Origin of the sequence: Streptomyces thermodiastaticus, assembly GCF_014656135.1 — a bacterium.
In the GTDB taxonomy this organism is placed as follows: Bacteria; Actinomycetota; Actinomycetes; order Streptomycetales; family Streptomycetaceae; genus Streptomyces; species Streptomyces thermodiastaticus.
This window is the reverse complement of sequence record NZ_BNBV01000048.1, coordinates 1-20,702: the sequence shown is the minus strand read 5'-3', so window position 1 is coordinate 20,702 and position 20,702 is coordinate 1. Positions and strand designations below refer to the sequence as shown.

Annotated in this window: 19 protein-coding genes and 2 pseudogenes; 15 read left to right on the top strand and 6 right to left on the bottom strand. The window is 70.8% G+C overall.

Features of this window, described 5'->3' with window-relative positions:
* Positions 1-96: 96 nt before the first annotated feature.
* The 9 genes and pseudogenes from IE286_RS26200 (at position 97) to IE286_RS26160 (ending at position 7,980) form a co-directional block, all read left to right on the top strand.
* Positions 97-741: an HAD family hydrolase gene (locus IE286_RS26200; protein ID WP_189799245.1), complete on the top strand. Its 645-nt coding sequence runs from the start codon at positions 97-99 to the stop codon at positions 739-741.
* A gap of 106 nt (positions 742-847) precedes the next feature.
* On the top strand, positions 848-1,537 hold the full coding sequence (locus IE286_RS26195) for a VC0807 family protein (RefSeq protein WP_189799244.1): 690 nt from the start codon (positions 848-850) through the stop codon (positions 1,535-1,537).
* Between the two features lie 16 nt (positions 1,538-1,553).
* Positions 1,554-2,834: pseudogene (locus tag IE286_RS26190) on the top strand (MFS transporter); the annotation flags it as partial.
* Positions 2,785-3,957 (top strand): acetoin utilization protein AcuC, encoded by a 1,173-nt coding sequence (locus IE286_RS26185; protein ID WP_189799242.1) that lies wholly within the window; start codon positions 2,785-2,787, stop codon positions 3,955-3,957. The pseudogene IE286_RS26190 and the gene IE286_RS26185, both read left to right, overlap by 50 nt.
* 196 nt (positions 3,958-4,153) lie before the next feature.
* Complete coding sequence (locus IE286_RS26180; RefSeq protein WP_189799247.1) at positions 4,154-4,966, top strand: phosphatase; 813 nt, start codon at positions 4,154-4,156, stop codon at positions 4,964-4,966.
* 129 nt (positions 4,967-5,095) lie between these two features.
* A complete protein-coding gene (locus tag IE286_RS26175) occupies positions 5,096-5,308 on the top strand; it encodes a helix-turn-helix domain-containing protein (protein ID WP_168131507.1) in 213 nt (70 codons plus the stop codon).
* Positions 5,309-5,473: 165 nt separating this feature from the next.
* Positions 5,474-5,572, top strand: a complete 99-nt coding sequence (locus tag IE286_RS26170; RefSeq protein ID WP_003948845.1) for a 30S ribosomal protein bS22 — start codon at positions 5,474-5,476, stop codon at positions 5,570-5,572.
* A gap of 237 nt (positions 5,573-5,809) precedes the next feature.
* Positions 5,810-6,877 carry an NAD-dependent epimerase/dehydratase family protein gene (locus tag IE286_RS26165; RefSeq protein ID WP_189799241.1) on the top strand — a complete coding sequence of 356 codons (1,068 nt, stop codon included), beginning with the start codon at positions 5,810-5,812 and terminating at the stop codon, positions 6,875-6,877.
* An 11-nt stretch (positions 6,878-6,888) separates the two neighbouring features.
* Positions 6,889-7,980, top strand: a complete 1,092-nt coding sequence (locus tag IE286_RS26160) for a lysophospholipid acyltransferase family protein (RefSeq protein WP_189799240.1) — start codon at positions 6,889-6,891, stop codon at positions 7,978-7,980.
* A 126-nt stretch (positions 7,981-8,106) separates the two neighbouring features.
* Here IE286_RS26160 and IE286_RS26155 read toward each other — a convergent pair whose 3' ends face one another.
* The 3 genes from IE286_RS26155 to IE286_RS26145 form a co-directional block, all read right to left on the bottom strand.
* A complete protein-coding gene (locus tag IE286_RS26155) occupies positions 8,107-9,345 on the bottom strand; it encodes a DUF5667 domain-containing protein (RefSeq protein ID WP_189799239.1) in 1,239 nt (412 codons plus the stop codon).
* Positions 9,346-9,578: 233 nt separating this feature from the next.
* Positions 9,579-10,418 carry an ECF subfamily RNA polymerase sigma factor, BldN family gene (locus tag IE286_RS26150; protein ID WP_189799238.1) on the bottom strand — a complete coding sequence of 280 codons (840 nt, stop codon included), beginning with the start codon at positions 10,416-10,418 and terminating at the stop codon, positions 9,579-9,581.
* Between the two features lie 648 nt (positions 10,419-11,066).
* Positions 11,067-11,993 carry an HAD family hydrolase gene (locus IE286_RS26145; RefSeq protein ID WP_189799237.1) on the bottom strand — a complete coding sequence of 309 codons (927 nt, stop codon included), beginning with the start codon at positions 11,991-11,993 and terminating at the stop codon, positions 11,067-11,069.
* Positions 11,994-12,123: 130 nt separating this feature from the next.
* Here IE286_RS26145 and IE286_RS26140 point away from each other — a divergent pair, with 130 nt between their 5' ends.
* The 5 genes from IE286_RS26140 (at position 12,124) to IE286_RS26120 (ending at position 17,997) form a co-directional block, all read left to right on the top strand.
* Positions 12,124-12,408, top strand: a complete 285-nt coding sequence (locus IE286_RS26140) for a glutaredoxin family protein (protein WP_189799236.1) — start codon at positions 12,124-12,126, stop codon at positions 12,406-12,408.
* 330 nt (positions 12,409-12,738) lie between these two features.
* Positions 12,739-13,524, top strand: a complete 786-nt coding sequence (locus tag IE286_RS26135) for a redox-sensing transcriptional repressor Rex (RefSeq protein ID WP_189799235.1) — start codon at positions 12,739-12,741, stop codon at positions 13,522-13,524.
* Entirely contained in the window at positions 13,521-15,290 is a 1,770-nt protein-coding gene (locus IE286_RS26130; RefSeq protein WP_189799234.1) for a glutamyl-tRNA reductase, read from the top strand. Before IE286_RS26135 ends, IE286_RS26130 begins: the two co-directional genes overlap by 4 nt.
* Positions 15,287-16,297 carry a hydroxymethylbilane synthase gene (gene hemC / locus IE286_RS26125; protein ID WP_189799233.1) on the top strand — a complete coding sequence of 337 codons (1,011 nt, stop codon included), beginning with the start codon at positions 15,287-15,289 and terminating at the stop codon, positions 16,295-16,297. The genes IE286_RS26130 and hemC overlap by 4 nt, the downstream gene beginning before the upstream one ends.
* On the top strand, positions 16,294-17,997 hold the full coding sequence (locus tag IE286_RS26120; protein ID WP_189799232.1) for a bifunctional uroporphyrinogen-III C-methyltransferase/uroporphyrinogen-III synthase: 1,704 nt from the start codon (positions 16,294-16,296) through the stop codon (positions 17,995-17,997). The genes hemC and IE286_RS26120 overlap by 4 nt, the downstream gene beginning before the upstream one ends.
* A 143-nt stretch (positions 17,998-18,140) precedes the next feature.
* On the opposite strand, the gene IE286_RS26115 is transcribed toward IE286_RS26120, so the two are convergent.
* Together IE286_RS26115 and IE286_RS27990 are read right to left on the bottom strand one after the other, a co-directional pair.
* On the bottom strand, positions 18,141-18,728 hold the full coding sequence (locus IE286_RS26115) for an SUKH-4 family immunity protein (protein WP_189799231.1): 588 nt from the start codon (positions 18,726-18,728) through the stop codon (positions 18,141-18,143).
* A 12-nt stretch (positions 18,729-18,740) separates the two neighbouring features.
* Positions 18,741-19,091 carry a nucleic acid/nucleotide deaminase domain-containing protein gene (locus IE286_RS27990; protein WP_372462522.1) on the bottom strand — a complete coding sequence of 117 codons (351 nt, stop codon included), beginning with the start codon at positions 19,089-19,091 and terminating at the stop codon, positions 18,741-18,743.
* 317 nt (positions 19,092-19,408) lie between these two features.
* Here IE286_RS27990 and IE286_RS26105 point away from each other — a divergent pair.
* Positions 19,409-19,636 (top strand): annotated as a pseudogene (locus tag IE286_RS26105) (hypothetical protein); the annotation flags it as partial.
* A 105-nt stretch (positions 19,637-19,741) separates the two neighbouring features.
* Here the strand turns inward: IE286_RS26105 and IE286_RS26100 are convergent.
* Positions 19,742-20,338 (bottom strand): SUKH-4 family immunity protein, encoded by a 597-nt coding sequence (locus IE286_RS26100; protein WP_189799230.1) that lies wholly within the window; start codon positions 20,336-20,338, stop codon positions 19,742-19,744.
* Positions 20,339-20,702: the final 364 nt, after the last annotated feature.

Here is a 20,702-nt window from a genome sequence, read left to right as displayed (position 1 = left end):
CCCTGTGGGAGAGTAGGACGCCGCCGGACTATTTTTGGGAAAGGCCCACACCCCACGGTGTGGGCCTTTCTGCATTCAACCCTTAGGGTTGAGTCCGTGCGCTACGACCTCGTGATTTTCGACAACGACGGTGTCCTCGTCGACAGCGAGCCCATCTCGAACCGGCTGCTCGCCGCCTACCTGACCGAGCTGGGGCACCCCACCTCGTACGAGGACTCCCTCCGCGACTACATGGGGTCCGCGCTGCACCGGGTCCACGACCTCGTGCTGGAGCGCACCGGGAAGCGTCTCCCGGACGACTTCGACGACGTCTTCCACGCCCGCGTGTTCGCCGCGTTCCAGCGGGACCTGAAGCCCGTGCCCGGCGTCGAGGCCGTCCTGGAGAAACTGGCGGCGGACGGGACCCCGTACTGTGTCGCGTCCTCGGGCAGCCATGAACGCATCCGGGTCGGGCACCGGACCACGGGCCTGGACCGGTGGTTCGACGACACCCGGATCTTCAGCGCGCAGGACGTGGGCCGGGGCAAGCCGGCGCCTGACCTCTTCCTGCACGCGGCACGGCAGATGGGCGTCGCCCCCGAGCGGTGCGTCGTCGTCGAGGACTCACCGCTGGGCGTGCAGGCGGCCGTCGCGGCCGGGATGGACGTGCTCGCCTTCACCGCCATGACGCCCGCGGCCCGCCTCGCCGGCGCGCGTCACTTCTTCTCGGACATGCACGAGCTGCCCGGCCTGCTGAGCTGACAGCACGTCATGACGGCAGGACCGGCGGGCGTATTGACATGTGTCATGCGGACTTCTGGACGATCGTTTCTACTGCCGGACCCCTCCCGGGCGCGAACCTGAGAGCATGACGACGAACAGGAAGCGCGGGAACCTCGCCCCTCTGCTGGTGGACGTTGCGGTGCCGGTCGGCGGGTACTACCTGCTGAAGGACGCCGTCGGGCTGAGCACGCTCGCGGCCCTCGGCTGGAGCAGTGCGGTGCCGGCCCTGCGGATCGTGTGGAGCGTGGTGAAGGAGCGCACCATCAGCGCGCTCGCCGCGCTCATCGTGTTCGTCAACGTGGTCGGGGTGCTGCTCAGCCTGGCCGCCGGGGACCCGCGGCTGATGCTCGCCAAGGACAGCGGCGTCAGCAGCGCCATCGGCATCGGCGTCCTCGTCTCCGTGATGCTGGGCAGGCCGATGATGTCCGAGGTGATGAGGCCCTGGCTGGTGCAGGGCGACGCGGAACGCGACGCCGCGTGGGCGCGGCTGAGGGCCCGTTCGGTGTCTTTCCGCCGGGCGGAGAGGACCTTCTCCCTGGTGTGGGGCGTGGCACTGCTCGGCGAGTGCGTCCTGCGCGTGGTGGGCGCCTACACGCTGCCGGTCGACACCATGGTGTGGCTGGGCACCGTGATCCTCGCGGTGTCGATGGCGCTCGCCTTCTTCGTGAGCGGCGCGATCGCCGCCCGCCCCATGGCGCAGATGGTCATCGCAGAGACCGAGGCCGCCCGCACCGCGGCCTCCCCCGCGGCCGGCACACCCGCGAGCGCCGGGTGAGGACCGGCCCGCTACGTCCGCGTCCGGATCTGTTCACCGGTGCTCCCGGGGCCCTACGCTCGCCGCCATGACGGATGTGCTGCGGCGCGGCAGGGCCTCGCTGGCGTTCGCGTTCCTCGCGCAAGGCTGCGTCTTCGCTCTGCTCGTCACTCGCATCCCGGCCGTCCAGGACCGCTACGGGGTCTCGGACGCGGTGCTGCCCGTCTTCCTGGCCGCCGTGCCCGTGCTGGCCGGCATCGGCAGCGTGGCCGCGGAACACCTGGTCAAGCGGGTCCGGCCCAGTCGTGTGCTGCGCTGGTCCCAGCCGGTGGCGATGCTGGCGCTGGTCGGCGCCGGAGCCGGTGACCGGATAACCCAACTGGCGGTGACGATGGCCGTCTTCGGGCTGGCCGTCGGGGTGCTGGACGCGGCGATGAACATGCTCGGCGTGAGCCTGCAGCACGCGTACGGCCGCAGCATCATGCTCGGCTTCCACGCGGCCTACAGCCTCGGCGGCATCCTGGGCGCCTCGCTGGCCTGGGCGGGCGCCCACTGGCACCTGGCGCTGTGGGTGTCGTATCTGCCGGTGGTGGCGGTGCTGCTGCCGGCGACGCTCGTGGGCAGCCGGTGGTACGTCGACGGCCGGGGCGGGACCGCGCCCGGTGGGGACGCCCGGGCGGAGGGCGGCGTGGGTGCCCGGCTGCTGCTGCCGCTGTGCCTGGTGATGACATTCGCGTACATCGGGGACTCCACCGTGTCGAACTGGAGCGCGAAGTACCTCCAGGACACGCTGGGGAGTTCGGAGCAGCTGGCGACGGTGCCGTACAACGTGTACATGGTCACCACGCTGCTGGGGCGGTCCATCGGTGACCTGGGGGTGCGGCGGTTCGGGGCGGTGGCCGTGGTGCGGCTCGGCGCCCTGGTGGCGGCGCTCGGCTTCGCGGTGGTGGCCGGGGCGCCGGGACCCTGGACGGGGATGCTCGGGTTCACGCTGCTGGGGCTCGGACTGTGCGTGCTGGTGCCGCAGACGTTCGCGGCGGCGGGACGGCACGCGCTCAACGCCGGCGGGCCCGGGGCGTCGGACGCGGCGATCGCGCGGCTGAACGTCTTCAACTACGTGGGTTTCCTGGTCGGCTCGCCGCTGGTGGGGACGTTGGGGGATGCGTGGAGCTACCGGGGGGCGATGCTGGTGCCGATGGCCTTGGTGCTGGTGACGCCGGCGTACGCCAGGTCGTTCGCGGTGCGGCCGGACCGATACGGTGGCGGGCATGAGCGGCCGCGCACAGCTGATGTGGGACGAGGCGGTGACGGAGTATGACTTCGGCCCGGGCCATCCGATGGATCCGGTCCGTCTCACCCTGACCCGGAAACTGATCGGTGCCCTCGGGCTCGACCGCGAGGTGCACGCGGTGGCGGCCAGGCCGGCCGGGGAGTCGACGCTGCGACTGGTCCACCGGGCCGACTACATCGAGGCGGTCAAGGCCGCGTCCGCCGATCCCGGCGCGGCGGACACGTCGTACGGGCTGGGCACCCTGGACGATCCGGCGTTCCGCGGGATGCACGAGGTCTCCGCGCTGATCGCGGGCCAGTCGGTGGCGGCGGCGGAGGCCGTGTGGCACGGGGAGGCGCTGCACGCGGTGAACTTCGCCGGCGGCCTGCACCACGCCATGCCGGGGGCGGCCTCGGGATTCTGCGTCTACAACGACGCCGCGCTGGCGATCGCGCGGCTGCTGGAGCTGGGCGCCGAGCGGGTCGCGTACGTCGACGTCGACGTGCACCACGGCGACGGAGTGCAGGCGGCGTTCTGGGAGGACCCGCGGGTGCTGACGATCTCCCTGCACGAGCACCCCCGGACGCTGTTCCCGCAGACGGGATGGCCGCAGGAGACCGGAGCCGGCGACGCGGAAGGGTCGGCGGTGAATGTGGCGCTGCCGGCCGGGACCGGGGACGCGGGGTGGCTGCGGGCCTTCCACGCGGTGGTGCCCGAACTGCTGGCCGACTTCCGGCCGCAGGTCCTGGTCACCCAGCACGGGGCGGACACCCACTTCGAGGATCCGCTGGCGCACCTGGCGGTGTCGCTGGACGCGCAGCGCGCGGTGCAGCTGGCCTGCCACGACCTGGCCCACACGTGCGCCGGCGGCAAGTGGGTCGCGCTCGGCGGCGGCGGGTACGCGGTCGTGGACGTGGTGCCGCGGTCGTGGACGCACCTGGTGGGCATCGCCGCGGGCCGGCCGGTCGAGCCGGAGACGGTGATCCCTCAAAGCTGGCGGCAGGAGGTGTACGCGCGCACCCGGCGGGTGGGGCCGCTGCGGATGACGGACGGCCGGTGGCCGGTTGCATGGGCCGACTGGGAGGCGGGCTACGACCCCGCCAACCGGCTGGACCAGTCGATCCTGGCGACGCGGCGGGCGGTGTTCCCGCTGCGGGGGCTGCTGGCCTGACACTCCCTCACGGTGCGCCGGGCCCGCGGGCCGTCCCGCGCGCCGTGCGGTGCTGCAGCCGGCGGCAGGAGAGTGTTCTTGCCGGAAGTCGCCAGGAGCAGCAGCCGGGTGCTCTGCCGAGCCCGTTACACCGACCGGGCGGTGTTGCGCGGTTTCCGTCCCGGGCGCGTGCCGTGTCCGCCACCATCGCCCCGTGATGAGCACCGCCGCGCTGCGCGCGCATCTGCTGCGGGCCCGTCTCGCCGGGGTCGTGGCGACGACGCGGGAGACGAGTCTGCGCAGCTACCGCCTGTTCGCGGCCCGGGACCCGCGCCTGCTGATCGGACTCGATCCTGAACGGGCCTGGACACAACGCGATGTGATCGCTTTGATGGCACAGACGTGCGGTGTCTCGGCCGATCCACGGCACACTTCCGGCCAGGATGTGATTGATCCGGAGCTGACGCTGGCCGCCCTGGACGCCTTCGCCGACCGGCTCGGTACGGTCGCCCGTAGCGGCGGGCCCGTGCTGCTGGGCACTGGTCACCCGCACCGGCTGCTCGGCTTCTACGCCGCGTTGGCGGGGGCTCTGTCGGCGGCGGGATGTGGCGTCCTCACTCCGGCGCAGGGTCGTTGTGTCGACATAACGACCCGTTTCGGTCTACGCACGCTGGTCATCGACTACGTCCGCGGAGTGGCCCTCGTGCGGCCGCGCGGCGCCGGACGCACCGGTTGTGAGCCCGGCGCACACACGCATTCGCCGCTCCCGGTTCGGCTGGCGCTGCAGGCGGCCGCGGACGCCGGCGGGCCGCTGCCGACACTGGTGATCGGGGACCACGGATGGGTCTGCGGTGCAGGTCAACTGGGGTTCGAGGCCATGGGTCTGGGTGATACGGACGACCCCGCGCTGTTCGTGGGGCAGGCGGAGGGGCGCGTGTCCGTCGTCGTTCCGCTTGATGACGGTGTGCGGGCCGACTACTACCGTCCGCTCATCCGCTACGTACTCGATCGAGCGTGTCTGTCACGGTAAGCGGGTGATGGGTGCACCTCTTCCCCACTTGCATCACCCGCCCCTAGTCTGGGGAGTGAGCGCGCAGCGACGAAGAGTCACCGGAAGGGGAAGCCGGTGGCCGTCGAGTGCGGAAGGTGCAGGTGTGACATGGCTGCAGCTGGCGAGAGGCCTCTGAACGAGGTTCAGTTCCTCACCGTGGCGGAGGTCGCCTCGGTGATGCGAGTGTCGAAGATGACCGTGTACCGCCTGGTGCACAGCGGTCATCTGCCCGCGATCCGGGTGGGGAGGTCCTTCCGCGTCCCGGAACAGGCGGTTCACGAGTACCTCCGCGACAGCTATGTGGGGGTGGAGTCCGCCTGACGACGGTCAGGAGGGATCCGAATCGGGCAAGAGCGGACAGTTCGGGTCCCTCCAGGTCCCTCGATTAACGACCTCGGCCCTCGGGCGGGTAGGCTAACCCCTCGAAGGTCGTGTGGGCCCATGGCGCCCAAACACCGACAGAAGAGAAGTGAGCGAGGGTAAGTCGTGGGCTCTGTTATCAAGAAGCGGCGGAAGCGGATGGCCAAGAAGAAGCACCGCAAGCTGCTCAAGCGCACGCGCGTCCAGCGTCGCAACAAGAAGTGACGCCGGTCGCCACTCGTTAGTGCGCGACACCGCGAGAGCGTGTCCGTGGCCCCCCGCCCGGTGAGGTGGGGGGCCACGTCCGTTCCGGCCGGGGCAGGAGGGCGCCGGAGCGTCCGGCTCCGGCCTCCGGCTCAAACATCACGCCATGCAGCCGACGGTCACCGCAGTGCGACGCCGACCCGATAGGTTGGCCGCACACGGGGAACGCGGTCCTGGCCGGGAAGGAGGGCGCTGGTCGTGGGACAGGTCGTGCTCGTCACCGGGGCGGCCCGCTCGCTCGCGGGCCGGTTCGTCCGGCGGATCCAGCGTGATCCGCAGGTGGAGCGTGTCGTCGCCGTGGACGCGGTGCCGCCCGAGCATCATCTGGGCGGCGCGGACTTCGTCCAGGCGGACATCCGGCAGCCCGCCATCGCGCGGGTGCTCGCCGAGTCCGGTGCCGACACGGTCGTCCACCTCGACGTCACCGGGACCGCGCTGACCGGCGGCAGCCGGGCCACGGTCAAGGAGACCAACGTCATCGGCACCATGCAGCTGCTCGGCGCCTGCCAGAAGTCCCCGAGCGTGAAACGGCTGGTGGTCAAGTCCAGTACCAACGTCTACGGTTCGGCCTCTCGCGACCCGGCGGTGTTCACCGAGACCACCCCGGCCAAGTCGCTGCCCAGCGGCGGCTTCGCGAAGGACACGGTGGAGGTCGAGGGATACGTGAGGGGCTTCGCCCGGCGGCGGCCGGACGTGGCCGTGTGCGTGCTGAGGTTCGCCAACATCCTCGGACCCACCGCGGACACCCCGCTGGCCTCCTACTTCTCGCTGCCGGTGCTGCCGACGGTGTTCGGCTACGACCCGCGGCTGCAGTTCGTGCACGAGGATGACGTGATCGAGGCGCTGCGCATCGCCGCGCACGAACCGCGCCGCTCCACCTTCAACAGCGGCACGTTCAACATCGCCGGCGACGGGGTGCTGCTGCTCTCGCAGTGCGCGCGGCGGCTGGGCCGCCCCATGGTGCCGCTGCTGCTTCCGGCGGTCACCTGGGCCGGCTCCCTGGTGCGTACCCTGGGAATGACGGACTTCTCACCCGAGCAGATCCGGCTGCTCACTCACGGCAGGGTGGTGGCCACGGACGAGATGCGGCGCACGCTGGGCTTCACCCCCCGGTACACGACCGCTGAGACGTTCGCGGACTTCGTCCGCAGCCGGGGCACCGGACTGCTCCCGCCCGAGGCCCTTGTCAGGGCCGTCGACCGGATCGCCGCACTGGCCCCGCGGGGCGGCGGCAGCGGCCACCTTCCGACGCAGAGCGCCACCTGAGGAGCGCAGCCATGGCGGACGCCAAGGTCATTCCGTTCGACGACGACCGGTCCCGGTCGGCCTCCGCAGGGCGGCAGGCACGCCGCCGGGGTGCGGGCTCCCGGCGCGCCGGAGCCGAGTCCTCGGCGGCCGGGGACGTGCACCCGCTGCCGGGCGCCACGGGCCGGGACGCCCCGGCCGCGCCCCCGCGACGGGACACGGAGACGGAGCAGGACGCGGCCCGGCAGGACACGCCGCAGGAGCGGCGCCCGGCCGAGGACGACGGCGGGCTGGAGCGGCGTATCGCGAGCGGCCTGGCGTTCCTGCGCCGCCGCCTGACCGGGGAGTACGAGGTCGACGACTTCGGCTACGACGCCGAGCTGACCGACCAGGTGCTGCTGTCGCTGCTGCGGCCGCTGTACGAGAAGTACTTCCGGGTCGAGGTGAAGGGCATCGACAACATCCCGAAGGAGGGCGGCGCGCTGATCGTCGCCAACCACTCGGGCACGCTGCCGCTGGACGCCCTGATGCTGCAGGTCGCCGTGCACGACCGGCATCCCGCCCAGCGCCATCTGCGGCTGCTCGCCGCCGACCTGGTCTTCGTGCTGCCGCTGATCAACGAGCTGGCCCGCAAACTCGGCCACACGCTCGCCTGCACCGAGGACGCCGAACGGCTGCTGAGCCAGGGGGAGCTGGTCGGTGTCATGCCGGAGGGCTTCAAGGGCATCGGGAAGCCGTTCAGCGAGCGCTACAAGCTGCAGCGTTTCGGCCGGGGCGGGTTCGTCTCCACGGCCCTGCGGCAGAGGGTGCCGATCGTTCCGTGCTCGATCGCCGGGGCGGAGGAGATCTACCCGATGATCGGCAACGCCAAGACCTTGGCCCGGCTGCTCGGCCTGCCGTACTTCCCGCTCACCCCGACCTTCCCGTGGCTGGGGCCGCTCGGGGCGATTCCGCTGCCGACGAAGTGGACGATCCAGTTCGGCGAGCCGATCCCGACGGACGGCTATCCGGCGGAGGCCGCCGACGACCCGATGCTGATGTTCGACCTGACCGACCAGGTCCGCGAGGAGATCCAGCACACGCTGTACAAGCTGCTGGTGCAGCGCCGTTCCGTGTTCTTCTGAGGTCTTCCGAGTGAGATCTTCCGATCTTCTCGATAGTCCGAGCGGCGTCCGGCACCCGCCGGCACGACGCGCAGGACGACGGGGGCGCCCCTCCTGTGCCGGTGGGGCGCCCCCGTCGTCGTACGGCTACCTGGCGTCCTCGCTGTCGATGCCGAGGCCGGGCAGCAGGCCCGGCAGAAGCGGCGGGACGGTGACGTCCGGGGGCCCGGCGGGGGGCCTGGACTCGGACGGCGAGGCGCTGCTGCCGCCGGTCCGGGGCGGGTCCAGCAGGCCGCCGGTGGTGCCGCCGAGCAGGTCGTTGCCGCTGTCCTCGGTGGAGTCCGCCGAGGTGCTGGGGCTGCCGCTGCCGGACTCGTGACCGGCCGAGGGCGTGCCGCTGCCGGGCCGGGCGGAGGGACCGGTGGAGGAGGAGCCGGGGGTGGAACCGGGTTCGGCGCCGTGCTGCCGCGTGCTGCCGCCGGTGCGGTCCGGGTGCTGGGGCAGCAGCGACTGCAGCGGGGCCACCTCTTCGTCTATGGCGTCGAACACGGACGACACCTGGTCGCCGACGTCGCCGAGCTGCACCGGCAGCTTCTCGCGCAGTGCGCCCCAGGCCCGCCGGTGGGTGCGGGAGAAGGCGGACAGGGTCTGGATGGGCCCCAGGGAGTCCGGGTCCTGCTCGTACGCCTCGTGCAGCAGCCGGTGGCCCTCGGCGGCGTCCTGCTGCATGCCGGTCAGGGTGCGGCGGATCGCGCCCAGGGATTCGTGGTCGAGGTGGCCGCCGCGGCCGCGCTCCAGCAGCCGTCGGGCCTCGTGCATCCGGGTGGCGGCCAGGTCCAGGTAGGCCTTGCCCCGCTCGTCGGCGCCGTCGGTCAGGTAGGCGACCTTGAAGTCCTCGATGCCGCGCTTGAGGCCGTACAGCGAGTCACCGGGGAGGGCGTCGGAGCTGGCCGCGGCAACCCCGCCGAAGGCGCCCGCGGCCACGCCGACGCTGAGCCCGCCGGCGGCCAGGCCCTTGGTCAGCCGTGTGCGCGGCCGCAGTTTCCCCAGGCCGCTCGCTCGGTGGCCGCGCCTGGCACCCCGCTGCCCGGGCAGGGTGGCATCGCCTGCCTCGCCCTCCGCGGTGCCCTCCTGCAGCATGGCCTCCATCGCGGCCACCAGGCGGGCCCGCTGGACGACCTTGACCTGAGGATCCAGCTCCGGTCTGGGCAGGGCGCTCAGACCGGCGGCGAGGGCCACCAGCCGGCCCTGCTCGGTCTCGTCCGCCGTTGCCTGGGCCGGCGCCGGTCCCTCGGACTGCTCGGCCGCCGTGCCCCGGTCGGACAGCTCCTCCAGGGCCTGGGCGAAGGCGTTCGTCCGCCGGTGCGCCGATACGTTCGCGATCACTGGCGGCACCTCCTCTCGTCAAGACGGTCGACTCCCCAGGGGACCTGAGGGTTGCACGTCCCGGCCGCTGCCACTCGGACGAGTGAGGAGCATGGGCCAAGGCGTGACCACAGGGAGCCTGTATCCCGCACAACGAGCGGCTCGGCACTTCGGTTACGGACGGACCGGCATCCGTGCCGGACGCCAACACGCCTTGCTACGGCGTGAGTTGGTGACTGCGGCGGGTGAGCGGCTCAGCGGGCGTCGTCCGGGAGGAGCCGGGCCAGGGTGCGCACGGCCCGGTACTGCAGGGTCTTGATGGCGCCCTCGTTCTTGCCCATCACCCGGGCGGTCTCCGCCACGGACAGGCCCTGCAGGAAGCGGAGCGTGACGCACTCCTGCTGCTGAGGGTTGAGCCGGCGGACGGCGTCCAGCAGTGCGGCGTTGGACAGCGACTCCAGGACGGACTCCTCCGGGGAGCGCTCGACCTCGTTGGCGTCGAGCATCTCGCCGGTGGTGACCTCCAGGCGGAACCGGCTGGACTTGAAGTGGTCGGCGACCAGGTTGCGGGCGATGGTGACGAGCCAGGCGCCGAAGTCGCGGCCCTGCCAGGTGAAGGTGCCGATGCGGCGCAGCGCCCGCAGAAAGGTCTCGCTGGTCAGGTCCTCGGCGGTCGCCTTGCCGCCGACGCGGTAGTAGATGTACCGGTACACGGTGTCGCTGTACTGGTCGTAGAGGCACCCGAAGGCCTCCGCCTCGCCGGCCTGGGCGCGCTCGACGAGGTCCATCATCCGGGCGCTGTCGCTGTCCGCCGCCGGCCGGCGGACGGCCGTCGAGGCGGATGGGCGGCCTCGCCGGCCCAGTGTGCGCCCCTCGCCCGACCGCCGCCCGTCGACGACGGCGCTGCGCGCCGGCCCCTGCGGCATGCTCTCGGCCAGCGCGTAACAGGGCTGAGGGACCGAGCGGCCCGCGGGGGCGGCGGTGGCGAGTGCGGGACCGGCGTACGCGGTGGGGACGAGGCCGCGCAGCAGGTCCAGGACCGTGGCGCGGAGCGTGGCCAGGCCCGAGGCGTCAACCCCGACGTGTGGGTACACGGGACTCCCAGAGGCAGAGCTTCCATCACGTGCAGTGCGGAACCGTTCACCCGTCGTGGCGACGGAGGGGTACCGGTTGCGTCTGAGGAGAATAACGCTTCGTACAGGCGCTGCTACACCGAGTTGCTCAAATCATCGATTACGTCGCTTCCGTAACCGAATGACGCTTGGTCGAACAGCAGAGAGTGACCGTTTGCTGATCGATCTGGTTCGCTCTCGGTGTGAAACGCGGGCGTCTTGTGGCGGTGTACCGCCAAGGGGAGTGGCCGGAGTGACGCCTGGGTACGTTCGGTCGTTTGACCGCCGATCCGGGTGTGCCGCGCGGCCCGTCGCCCGCACCGCGGTGCCGGCGGACCGCCACGAGCGGACCCGAGGCCCGGACGGGTGCCGGGACGTCCGGCGGCAGACGGGCGGCGTCCGGGCAGGCGGCGGCGAGTTGGCAGCGACGGACGGCATCCGGGAAGGCGGCGGCGGGCCGGCAGCGACGGGCGGCGTCCGGGTAGGCGGCGGGCGGGGGTGCCCCCGCCGCCGGTGGCGCGGCTGGGGGCGCTCAGGGACGGCGCGGGAGCCCGGGTGTCACCGGCGGCGCGGGCGCTCGGGCGTCACCGGCGGCGCGGGGATGCGGGCGTCACCGGCGGGGCGCGGGCGTCACCGGCGGCGGCGGTGCAGGGCGATCGCCGCGGCGGTGCCGCCGGCCACCGCGCCCACGCCGGCCGCGGCGGGGATGCCGACCATGGCCGCCTTGCGGCCGGTGCGGTAGTCGCGCAGCCGCCAGTCCATCTCCCGGGCGTGACGGCGCAGCGCGGCGTCGGGGTTGATGGCGTAGGGGTGGCCGACCAGCGACAGCATGGGGATGTCGTTGGCGGAGTCGCTGTAGGCGGCGCAGCGGGACAGGTCCAGGCCCTCGGCCGCCGCCAGCGCGCGGACCGCCTCGGCCTTGGCCGGGCCGTGCAGCGGTTCGCCGACCAGGCGGCCGGTGTAGACGCCGTCGACGGACTCGGCCACCGTGCCCAGTGCCCCGGTCAGGCCCAGGCGGCGGGCGATGACCTGGGCGATCTCCACCGGGGCCGCGGTGACCAGCCACACCTTCTGGCCTGCGTCCAGGTGTGCCTGGGCCAGTGCGCGCGTGCCCGGCCAGATCCGCTCGGCCATGTACTCGTCGTAGATCTCCTCGCCGATCGCCTTCAGGTCGGCGACCCGGTGGCCCTTGACGATCGACAGCGCGGAGTCACGCGCGTTCTGCATGTGCTCGGGGTCCTCGACCCCGGCCAGCCGGAACCATGCCTGCTGCCAGGCGAACCGGACCAGGTCCCGGGTGTGGAAGAACTTCCGCTTGTACAGTCCCCGCCCGAAGTGGAACAGCGCGGCGCCCTGCATGACGGTGTTGTCCAGGTCGAAGAAGGCGGCGGCGCGGTCGTCGCCGCGCACCGGGAACTCCGCCTCCTGCTCCGGGGGAGCGGTTTCCTCCTGCTCTTGTGAGGACGTTCGCGCGGCCTGAGCCGCGGCCTCGCCTGCCAACACGCTCCGCGCCGTGGCGGAGCGCCTCCGGGGGGTGAGCCATCCGAGAGCGGCCATGGCGTGAGCATAGCCAGTTTGTTCGCAAGTTCCTTACGTCGCCCGGTTCGAACGGGGTGAACTCCGGGTGACGGCCCGGTGGGGCGGCGCGGCGCCGGGTTGTGGATGCCGGGTCGCGGACGGGGCGAGAATGGCCGGTATGAGTCCCCTCTTCCGTCGTACGCCGGCCGCGCCGCGGGACCGGCTCGTCACTCTCGTCCGCAAGCCCGGCTGTCATCTGTGCGACGACGCACAGGCCGTGGTGGAGAAGGTGTGCGCCGATCTCGGCGTGCCCTGGGAGCAGAAGGACATCACCGAGGACCGGCAGCTGCACGACCGGTACTGGGAGCAGATCCCGGTGGTCCTCGTCGACGGTGAGCAGCACACCTTCTGGCGGGTGGACGAGCAGCGGCTGCGCAAGGCGCTGGGCGGCTGATCCGGGCTGCGGCGGCGGCCCGCGGGGGTGCCGGCGAACTGACCGAGTGGTCCAAAGTGGCCGAAAGTGGCTTAGGATCGACGGCGATCTGGTCTCGGGGGTGGGGATCGTAGAGGAGCGTGTGCGGTTTTGCCCCCAACAAATAAGGAACGACGGTGTGAACGCGTCGGTTCCACGGGAACACGTCAAAGGTGCGTGAGCCCGGTCACGTTGGCCGGACAAATCGGACACCATCTTTGTGCACGCGTTCACAAAGACATAGCCTGCTGTCGACGGGGCGGTCAGGGGAGACACGACCGCCCACAGCCCCGCTCTACCCGCAGGAGCACCGTGGCAACTGGCCGAACTCACCGACCGGCGACCCGTAGCCGAGGAATCCCCGAGGCCACGGTCGCCAGGCTTCCGCTGTATCTCCGCGCGCTGACCGCACTGTCGGAGCGCTCGGTCCCCACGGTCTCCTCCGAGGAGCTGGCAGCCGCCGCTGGGGTCAACTCCGCGAAGCTGCGCAAGGACTTCTCCTACCTCGGCTCCTACGGGACCCGCGGGGTGGGCTACGACGTCGAGTATCTCGTGTACCAGATCTCCCGGGAACTGGGGCTCACCCAGGACTGGCCGGTTGTGATCGTCGGTATCGGCAACCTCGGCGCCGCCCTCGCCAACTACGGCGGCTTCGCCTCCCGCGGCTTCCGCGTCGCCGCGCTCATCGACGCCGACCCCGCCCTGACCGGCAAGCCGGTCGCCGGGATCCCGGTGCGGCACAGCGACGACCTGGAGCAGGCCGTGCGGGACAACGGCGTGTCCATCGGCGTGATCGCGACCCCCGCGGGCGCCGCCCAGCAGGTCTGCGACCGGCTCGTGGCCGCCGGTGTCACCTCCATCCTGAACTTCGCGCCGACCGTGCTGAACGTCCCGGACGGCGTGGACGTGCGCAAGGTCGACCTCTCCATCGAGCTGCAGATCCTCGCCTTCCACGAGCAGCGCAAGGCCGGCGAGGAGGCCGCGGCCGACACCGCGCTGCCCGCCGCCGCGGCCGCCGCCGTGCGTGAGCAGTCCGCAGACCAGGTGTCCGCAGACCAGGGGCCCGACGGGGACGTCCCCGCCGTGATGCCGGCATGAGTCTGCTCGTCGTCGGACTGAGCCACCGCAGCGCCCCGGTCAGCGTCCTGGAACGTGCCTCGCTCAACGCGGACGCCCAGGCCAAGCTGGTGCAGGACACCGTCGCCGCCGAGCCGGCCGCCGAGGCCGCCGTGCTGGCCACCTGCAACCGCATCGAGCTGTACGCCGACGTGGACAAGTTCCACGCCGGTGTCTCCGAGCTGTCCACGCTGCTCGCCCAGCACAGCGGCGTCGGCCTGGAGGAACTCACCCCGTACCTGTACGTGCACTACGAGGACCGGGCCGTCCACCACCTGTTCTCGGTGGCCTGCGGCCTGGACTCGATGGTCGTCGGCGAGGGGCAGATCCTCGGCCAGATCAAGGACGCCCTGGCCCGCGCCCAGGAGCTGCACACCGCCGGGCGCCTGCTGAACGAGCTGTTCCAGCAGGCCCTGCGGGTGGGCAAGCGTGCCCACTCCGAGACCGGCATCGACCGCGCCGGGCAGTCCCTGGTCACCTTCGGCCTGGAACAGCTGGCCGCTGGCGAGGCCGTCGGCGACTGGGCGCGCGGCAAGAAGGCCCTGGTCATCGGCGCCGGCTCGATGTCGTCGCTGGCCGCGGCCACGCTCGCGCGGGCCGGGGTCGCCGAGATCGTCATCGCCAACCGCACCCAGGAGCGCGCCGAGCGTCTGGCGAAGAGCCTGGACCGGACCGACGGCACGGGCCCGCGCGCCCGCGCGGTCGCGATGAGCGCCGTGGCCGGGGAACTCGCCCGGGCCGACGTCGCCGTCTCCTGCACCGGCGCGACCGGACTGGTCCTGACCGCCGACATGATCGCCACCGCCGTTCAGGGCCGCGGCGGCGCGCCCGCCGCGCAGGTCACCGGCGACCGCCCCGACGCGCAGGCCCGCCGCACCGCGGCCAAGCACGCCACGCGCACCGACACCCGGGACACGCCGCTGCCGCCCGCCACCGTCGCCGAGGACGGCTGCCCGCTCGACCTGGCCGCCGTGGATCCCGGCTTCTCCCTGCTGGGCGAGTCCGCGGTCGCCGGCATCGACGCGGCCACCCTGGAACAGCACGGCGCCTGGGTGGACGGCGGCACCTCCCTGCTGGAGGGCGGGCCCGGAGCGGACCGCCGGGAGCGGACCGAGCAGATCACCGATGCCGACGCCGAACTGATCAGCGCGCTCGCCGCGGCCGCCGCCACCGCCGGCCGCGTGCCCGAGCTGCGCAAGCCCGAACCGGTCGCCGTCGCCCCGCGCCCCGAGCCGGTCCTGTACGTGCTGGACCTGGCCATGCCGCGCGACGTCGACGCCGCCGTGCACCGGCTGGCCGGGGTGCGGCTGGTGGACATAGAGTCCCTCGCGGAGGCCTCCGCCGACGCGCCGATGGCCGTCGACGTCGACCAGGTCCGTCGTATCGTGGCGGACGAGGTCGCGGACTTCGCGGCCGCCCAGCGGGCGGCGCACATCACACCGACCGTGGTCGCCCTGCGCACCATGGCCGCCGACGTCGTGGCCAGCGAGATCGCCCGGCTGGAGGGACGGCTGCCCGGCCTGGACGACAAACACCGGGCGGAGATCACGCAGACCGTGCGGCGTGTCGTGGACAAGCTGCTGCACGCGCCGACCGTCCGGGTCAAGCAGCTCGCGGCCGAGCCCGGCGGCGCCGGGTACGCGGACGCACTGCGCACCCTGTTCGACCTCGACCCGGAGACGGTGGCCTCCGTCTCCCAGGCCGACGACGACCCGAAGAAGAACGGCAAGAACCGAGGGCCGGCATGAGTGAGAACCCACTGAAGCTGGGAACCAGGCGCAGCAAGCTCGCCATGGCCCAGTCCGGGCAGGTCGCGGACGCTGTGCGCCGGGTGACCGGACGGCCCGTCGAACTCGTCGAGATCACCACCTACGGCGACACCTCCCGCGAGCACCTGGCGCAGATCGGCGGCACCGGCGTGTTCGTCGCGGCGCTGCGCGAGGCGCTGCTGCGGGGCGAGGTGGACCTCGCGGTCCACTCGCTCAAGGACCTGCCGACCGCCCAGCCCGAGGGGCTGGTCCTGGTCGCGATACCCCCGCGTGAGGACCCGCGGGACGTCCTGGTCGCCCGGGACGGACTGAAGCTGAGCGACCTCGTGGCGTCCTCCCCGAACGGAGTCGCCCGCATCGGCACCGGCGCCCCGCGCCGCATGGCCCAGCTCAACGCGTACGCGCGTGCCCACGGCCTGGAGATCGAGACGGTCCCGATCCGGGGCAACGTCGACACCCGCATCGGATACGTCCGCAACGGGGAGCTGGACGCGGTCGTGCTGGCCGCGGCCGGACTGAACCGGATCGGCCGCAGCGACGAGGTGACCGACTTCCTGTCGGTCGACACGGTCCTGCCCGCCCCCGGCCAGGGGGCCCTGGCGATCGAGTGCGCCGCGGGGAACGCGGAGCTGATCGCAGCGCTCGCGGAGCTGGACGACCCGGTCACCCGGGCCGCAGTGACCGCCGAGCGGTCACTGCTCGCCGCCCTGGAGGCCGGTTGCAGCGCCCCTGTGGGCGCGCTGGCCGACCTTCCTCCGTCCTCGGATCCCCTCGAGCGACGGAACCACGATGCCGACGGGCAGATTGTCAAGGAAATGCGCCTGCGCGGCGTCGTCGGCACACCCGACGGCACCACGCTGGTGCAGCTGTCCACCACCGGTCCCGTGCCCGGCACGCATGACGCGGCGACGGCGCTCGGTCGCGACCTCGCCACCGAGATGCTCGCCCAGGGCGCGGCCGGTCTGATGGGGGAGCGAGCACATTGAGCCCCACCACCCTTTCCGCCGGCTCGGAACACGGGCACGTCACCTTCCTCGGTGCCGGACCCGGAGATCCGGGACTGCTGACCCTGCGCGCCGTCGAGGCGCTGGCGAACGCCGACGTTCTGGTCGCCGAGCACGAGGTGCTCGATGTCGTCCGCACGCACGCCCGGGAGGGCGTCGCCGTCGTGCACACGGACCCGGACCCGTCGTCCGACCCCGTTCCGGGCACACCTCAACTGACGGTCGTCGACGGCACGTCGGCGACCACCGGCGCTCCCGCTGCGCGGGATGCCGCACATCTTGTCATGGAGGCCGCGCGGGGCGGCAGGCGGGTCGTCCGTGCGGTCAGCGGTGACCCCGGCCTGGACACCGACACCGCCTCGGAGATGCTGGCCTGCGCCGCCGCGGGCGTGCCCTTCGAGGTCGTCCCCGGCATCGCCACCGCCGTCGGCGTGCCCGCCTACGCCGGTGTCCCGCTGCGCGACGGCGAGAACACCGACGTCCGTTTCGTGGACGCCCGCACCGCCACCGACCGCTGCTGGACCGAGGTCGGCGCCTCCGACGGCACGGTCGTGGTGTCGACGACGCTCGACTCGGTGGCCGCGGCCGCCGGCGAGCTGGTCTCCGCGGGCCGCAAGCCGGACACCCCGATGACGGTCACCATCGCCGGCACCACCACCCGCCAGCGCACCTGGACCGCCACGCTCGGCACGATCGCGCAGACCCTGAAGCAGGCCAAGGTCCTGCCCTCCCCGGAGGGCCACCGCCCGGTCATAGCCGTGGTCGGCGAGTGCGGCGGCGCCGCGCGCCGCGAACGGCTGTCGTGGTTCGAGTCCAAGCCGCTGTTCGGCTGGAAGGTCCTCGTGCCGCGCACCAAGGAGCAGGCCGCGTCCCTCTCCGACCAGCTGCGCTCCTACGGCGCCGTGCCGCACGAGGTGCCCACCATCGCCGTGGAGCCGCCGCGCACCCCGCAGCAGATGGAGCGCGCGGTCAAGGGCCTGGTCACGGGCCGCTACGAGTGGATCGCGTTCACCTCGGTCAACGCGGTCAAGGCCGTCCGTGAGAAGTTCGAGGAGTACGGCCTGGACGCCCGTGCCTTCGCGGGCATCAAGGTCGCCGCGGTCGGCGAACAGACCGCCAAGGCACTGATCGCGTTCGGCGTCAAGCCCGACCTGGTCCCGAGCGGCGAGCAGTCGGCCGCGGGTCTGCTGGAGGACTGGCCGCCCTACGACCCGGTCTTCGACCCGATCGACCGCGTCTTCCTGCCCCGCGCCGACATCGCCACCGAGACCCTGGTGGCCGGCCTGATCGAGCTGGGCTGGGAGGTCGACGACGTCACGGCCTACCGCACCGTGCGCGCCTCGCCGCCGCCGGCGGAGACCCGTGAGGCGATCAAGGGCGGCGGCTTCGACGCCGTGCTGTTCACCTCGTCGTCCACGGTCCGCAACCTGGTCGGCATCGCGGGCAAGCCGCACAACGTCACGGTCATCGCCTGCATCGGCCCGGCCACCGCCAAGACCGCCGAGGAGCACGGCCTGCGGGTGGACGTCATGGCCCCCGAGCCCTCCGTCCACAAGCTGGCCGAGGCCCTGGCCGACTTCGGCGCCCGCCGCCGCGCCGCCGCCCTGGAGGCCGGCGAGCCGGTGACCCGCCCCAGCGAACGGCGGGCCGGCGCCCGCAGGAGGCGGTCGACGACGACGTGAGATCACGGGACTGCGCGAGCGGGGCGTGCCGGGAGGCACGCCCCGCTTTTGTGTGGGTGGGGGGCGTTGTCGGGGCGGGGGACAAGGGGTGTGGTGGGGAGCTGGCCTGGTGACGGGGGCGCCACTGGGCGCTGCGTCGGGTGTCAGGTGTAGACGCCGGCCTCGATGTTGTCGAAGAGTTCGATCCACTCGCTGTGTTCGTGGGCGAAGGGCAGGGGATCGATGCGCTGGATTTCATCTTTCAGCGCTTGGACTTCGCTGCTGCGGCGGTCGTATCCGTAGTCGTTGTCTTCGTCGTCGTCATCGCCGTTGTAAGACCCGACATAGTTGAGAAAAGAGATCACCGTTTTCACGAGTGAAGACACGTCACCGTGGATCGGGATGACCTGCCGGTCGCCCTCACTGTACTGATACACCACTCCTGTTGCCGGATCGACTACAACGGCGCTGATCGGAAGGACACCGATCTTTACAAACTTTTCGACCCCTGCGGAAGTCCTCCAGCCCTGCTCCGCGTGCTCAGCACAGTCCCAGATAAAGCCAGGCTTGAAGTCTTCGGGTAGGCCGAACGAGAATTCCCATTCCTCGGTCGTGGGAAGCCCGACGTTGACGAGGAAATCCAATGTCTCCCCCGTGAAACCGTACTGTCGGGCTGTTGCCTCTGGCAGGCGGTCGACTTCTTCTACAAGTTCGACGTTTACCAGTTCGTCGTGATCAATATTGAAGAGCATGTGTAGCCTCGCTTACCGGCTTAGAGCAGCCTTGATGGCTGCTCCATCCGCTTCCGTCATCATTCCAGCACTGAGGCCATACTTTTCATGCCATTTCTTTAGGTTCTTCACGTAGGCCCTGTGCTCACTGTCCATGTTGCGGGCTCGCTTGCCGTCGGGGCCCTTGGATCGATCGTGGCTATGAGAGTGCGTTACATCCAGATCTTGCTTGAAGTGTGTGGCGAGCCACTGGTCACACCATGAAGCTGCGGCCTGACATGGTTGACGCTCGGTGTAGACGGCCTGTAGTCCATTCGGATTCCCGTCTCTGAGTACGGGATACCCGATGATGCGTTTGGAATGGACACTCTGACTTTGACTGATCAGAACAAAAGGTTCGCCGTTGGAATCGACATGGCGCGGGCGGCGTAGTTCCTGCCGGAGTAGTCTTTCCTGGCGAAACGGGCCAGTTGTGTTGCGTAGGCGAGGTCGCTGACCTCGTCTGGCTCAAGGCGTTTCGATTTTACCTTCGGATTGGTGGGCGAAGGATTAAGGGCACGGTGAACCGGCGCATGCCGTCCGCCCCGAAATGGGCGACGGACGGGTCAGGATCTGCTCGGACATCGGGCTCCCTCTCGCAGCAGAAACGGTCTCCTCCACACCTTAGGGCGCCCCTGTGACACGGCTGGTCCGATACTGCGGGACCTGCCACCACATCGACCGGGCCTGTGCCGGTGTGGGCCCCGCACGCGGTTGAGGACAATGCATCGCAGGCGGGCGTGAAGGCCCCCGAGCCCTCCGTCCACAAGCTGGCCGAGGCCCTGGCCGACTTCGGCGCCCGCCGCCGCGCCGCCGCCCTGGGGGCCGGCGAGCCGGTGACCCGCCCCAGCGAACGGCGGGCTGGCAGGAGGCGGTCGACGACGACGTGAAACCACGGGACCCCGGAGGCCGGGCGTGCCGGGGAGACGCGCTCCGCTTTTGTGCGGGTGGGGGTAGGTGGGGTCGTTGCGGCGGGGGGTGCCATCCTGCGGGTGTCAGATGTGGATACCGGTTTCTAGTTCTTCGAACAAACCGACCCACTCGCTGTATTCATGGGCGAAGGGTAGGGGGTCGACGCTTTGAATCTCTTCCTTCAAAGCTTGTACTTCGCCCCTGAGGCGTTCGTAGTAGACGTCGTCGTCCTCATCATCGTCTTCATCTTCATCTTCATTTCTGTGTGATTCGATGAAATCAAGGTAGGAGGTTATCGTTTTCGTGAGTGACGAGATGTCTCTGTGGATTGGGATGACCTCCTGAGTGGCTTCGGCGTATTGATAGACTATTCCCGTTGCCGGGTCGATCACTGCGGCGTTGACCGCGAGGTAACCGAGTGATACGAACTTTTCGATTCCGTCGGGAGTCCTCCAACCTTGGTCCGCGTGTGCCGCACAGTAACAAAAGTGTCGAGGGTCGAACTTTTCGGACAGACCGATTGAGAATCCGTCCTGAGCGGCATTGGGAAGCCCGACGTGGACGAGGAAGTCCAATGTTTCGCCTGTGAAGCCGTACTGGCGGGCTGTTGCCTCTGATACGCGCACGGGCGTCACCGGGTCTACGTTCGCCAAGTCGTCATGTGTGATGTCGAAGAGCATGTGATGGCCTCGCTCACCTTTTTCTGACAGTCTTCAGAGCCTCTCCGTCGGATTCTGTCATCATTCCGGCGTTAAGACCATGCTGTTTGTGCCATTTTCGCAGGTTTTTGACGTATGCCCTGTGCTCGCGGTCCATGTTGGGGTCTCGTTTTCCGCCAGGACCCGTGGTCTGGTCGTAGCTATGTGAGTGTGTCACCTCCAAATCCGGTCTGAACATCGAGGCAAGCCACTGAGCTTTTTCAACGTGGTCACCGATCGGGTGAGGGTATCTGTGTCCGCAACGCACCAGGCCCCCGTGCCGTTGAGGGAGGTGTTCGACGTCTCAACCCATCAGCACAGGAGCCTCGTTGGTTGCCTGTCCTGC

Excerpts from the sequence above, each read along its gene's own strand:
- IE286_RS26185 (WP_189799242.1), top strand. The coding sequence starts at position 2,785 with ATGAGCGGCCGCGCACAGCTGATGTGGGACGAGGCGGTGACGGAGTAT.
- IE286_RS26115 (WP_189799231.1), bottom strand. The coding sequence starts at position 18,728 with ATGCTCTTCAATATTGATCACGACGAACTGGTAAACGTCGAACTTGTA.
- IE286_RS26180 (WP_189799247.1), top strand. The coding sequence starts at position 4,154 with ATGAGCACCGCCGCGCTGCGCGCGCATCTGCTGCGGGCCCGTCTCGCC.
- IE286_RS26140 (WP_189799236.1), top strand. The coding sequence starts at position 12,124 with ATGGCCGGTATGAGTCCCCTCTTCCGTCGTACGCCGGCCGCGCCGCGG.
- IE286_RS26160 (WP_189799240.1), top strand. The coding sequence starts at position 6,889 with ATGGCGGACGCCAAGGTCATTCCGTTCGACGACGACCGGTCCCGGTCG.
- IE286_RS26145 (WP_189799237.1), bottom strand. The coding sequence starts at position 11,993 with ATGGCCGCTCTCGGATGGCTCACCCCCCGGAGGCGCTCCGCCACGGCG.
- IE286_RS26195 (WP_189799244.1), top strand. The coding sequence starts at position 848 with ATGACGACGAACAGGAAGCGCGGGAACCTCGCCCCTCTGCTGGTGGAC.
- IE286_RS26175 (WP_168131507.1), top strand. The coding sequence starts at position 5,096 with ATGGCTGCAGCTGGCGAGAGGCCTCTGAACGAGGTTCAGTTCCTCACC.
- IE286_RS26100 (WP_189799230.1), bottom strand. The coding sequence starts at position 20,338 with ATGCTCTTCGACATCACACATGACGACTTGGCGAACGTAGACCCGGTG.
- hemC (WP_189799233.1), top strand. The coding sequence starts at position 15,287 with ATGAGTGAGAACCCACTGAAGCTGGGAACCAGGCGCAGCAAGCTCGCC.
- IE286_RS26130 (WP_189799234.1), top strand. The coding sequence starts at position 13,521 with ATGAGTCTGCTCGTCGTCGGACTGAGCCACCGCAGCGCCCCGGTCAGC.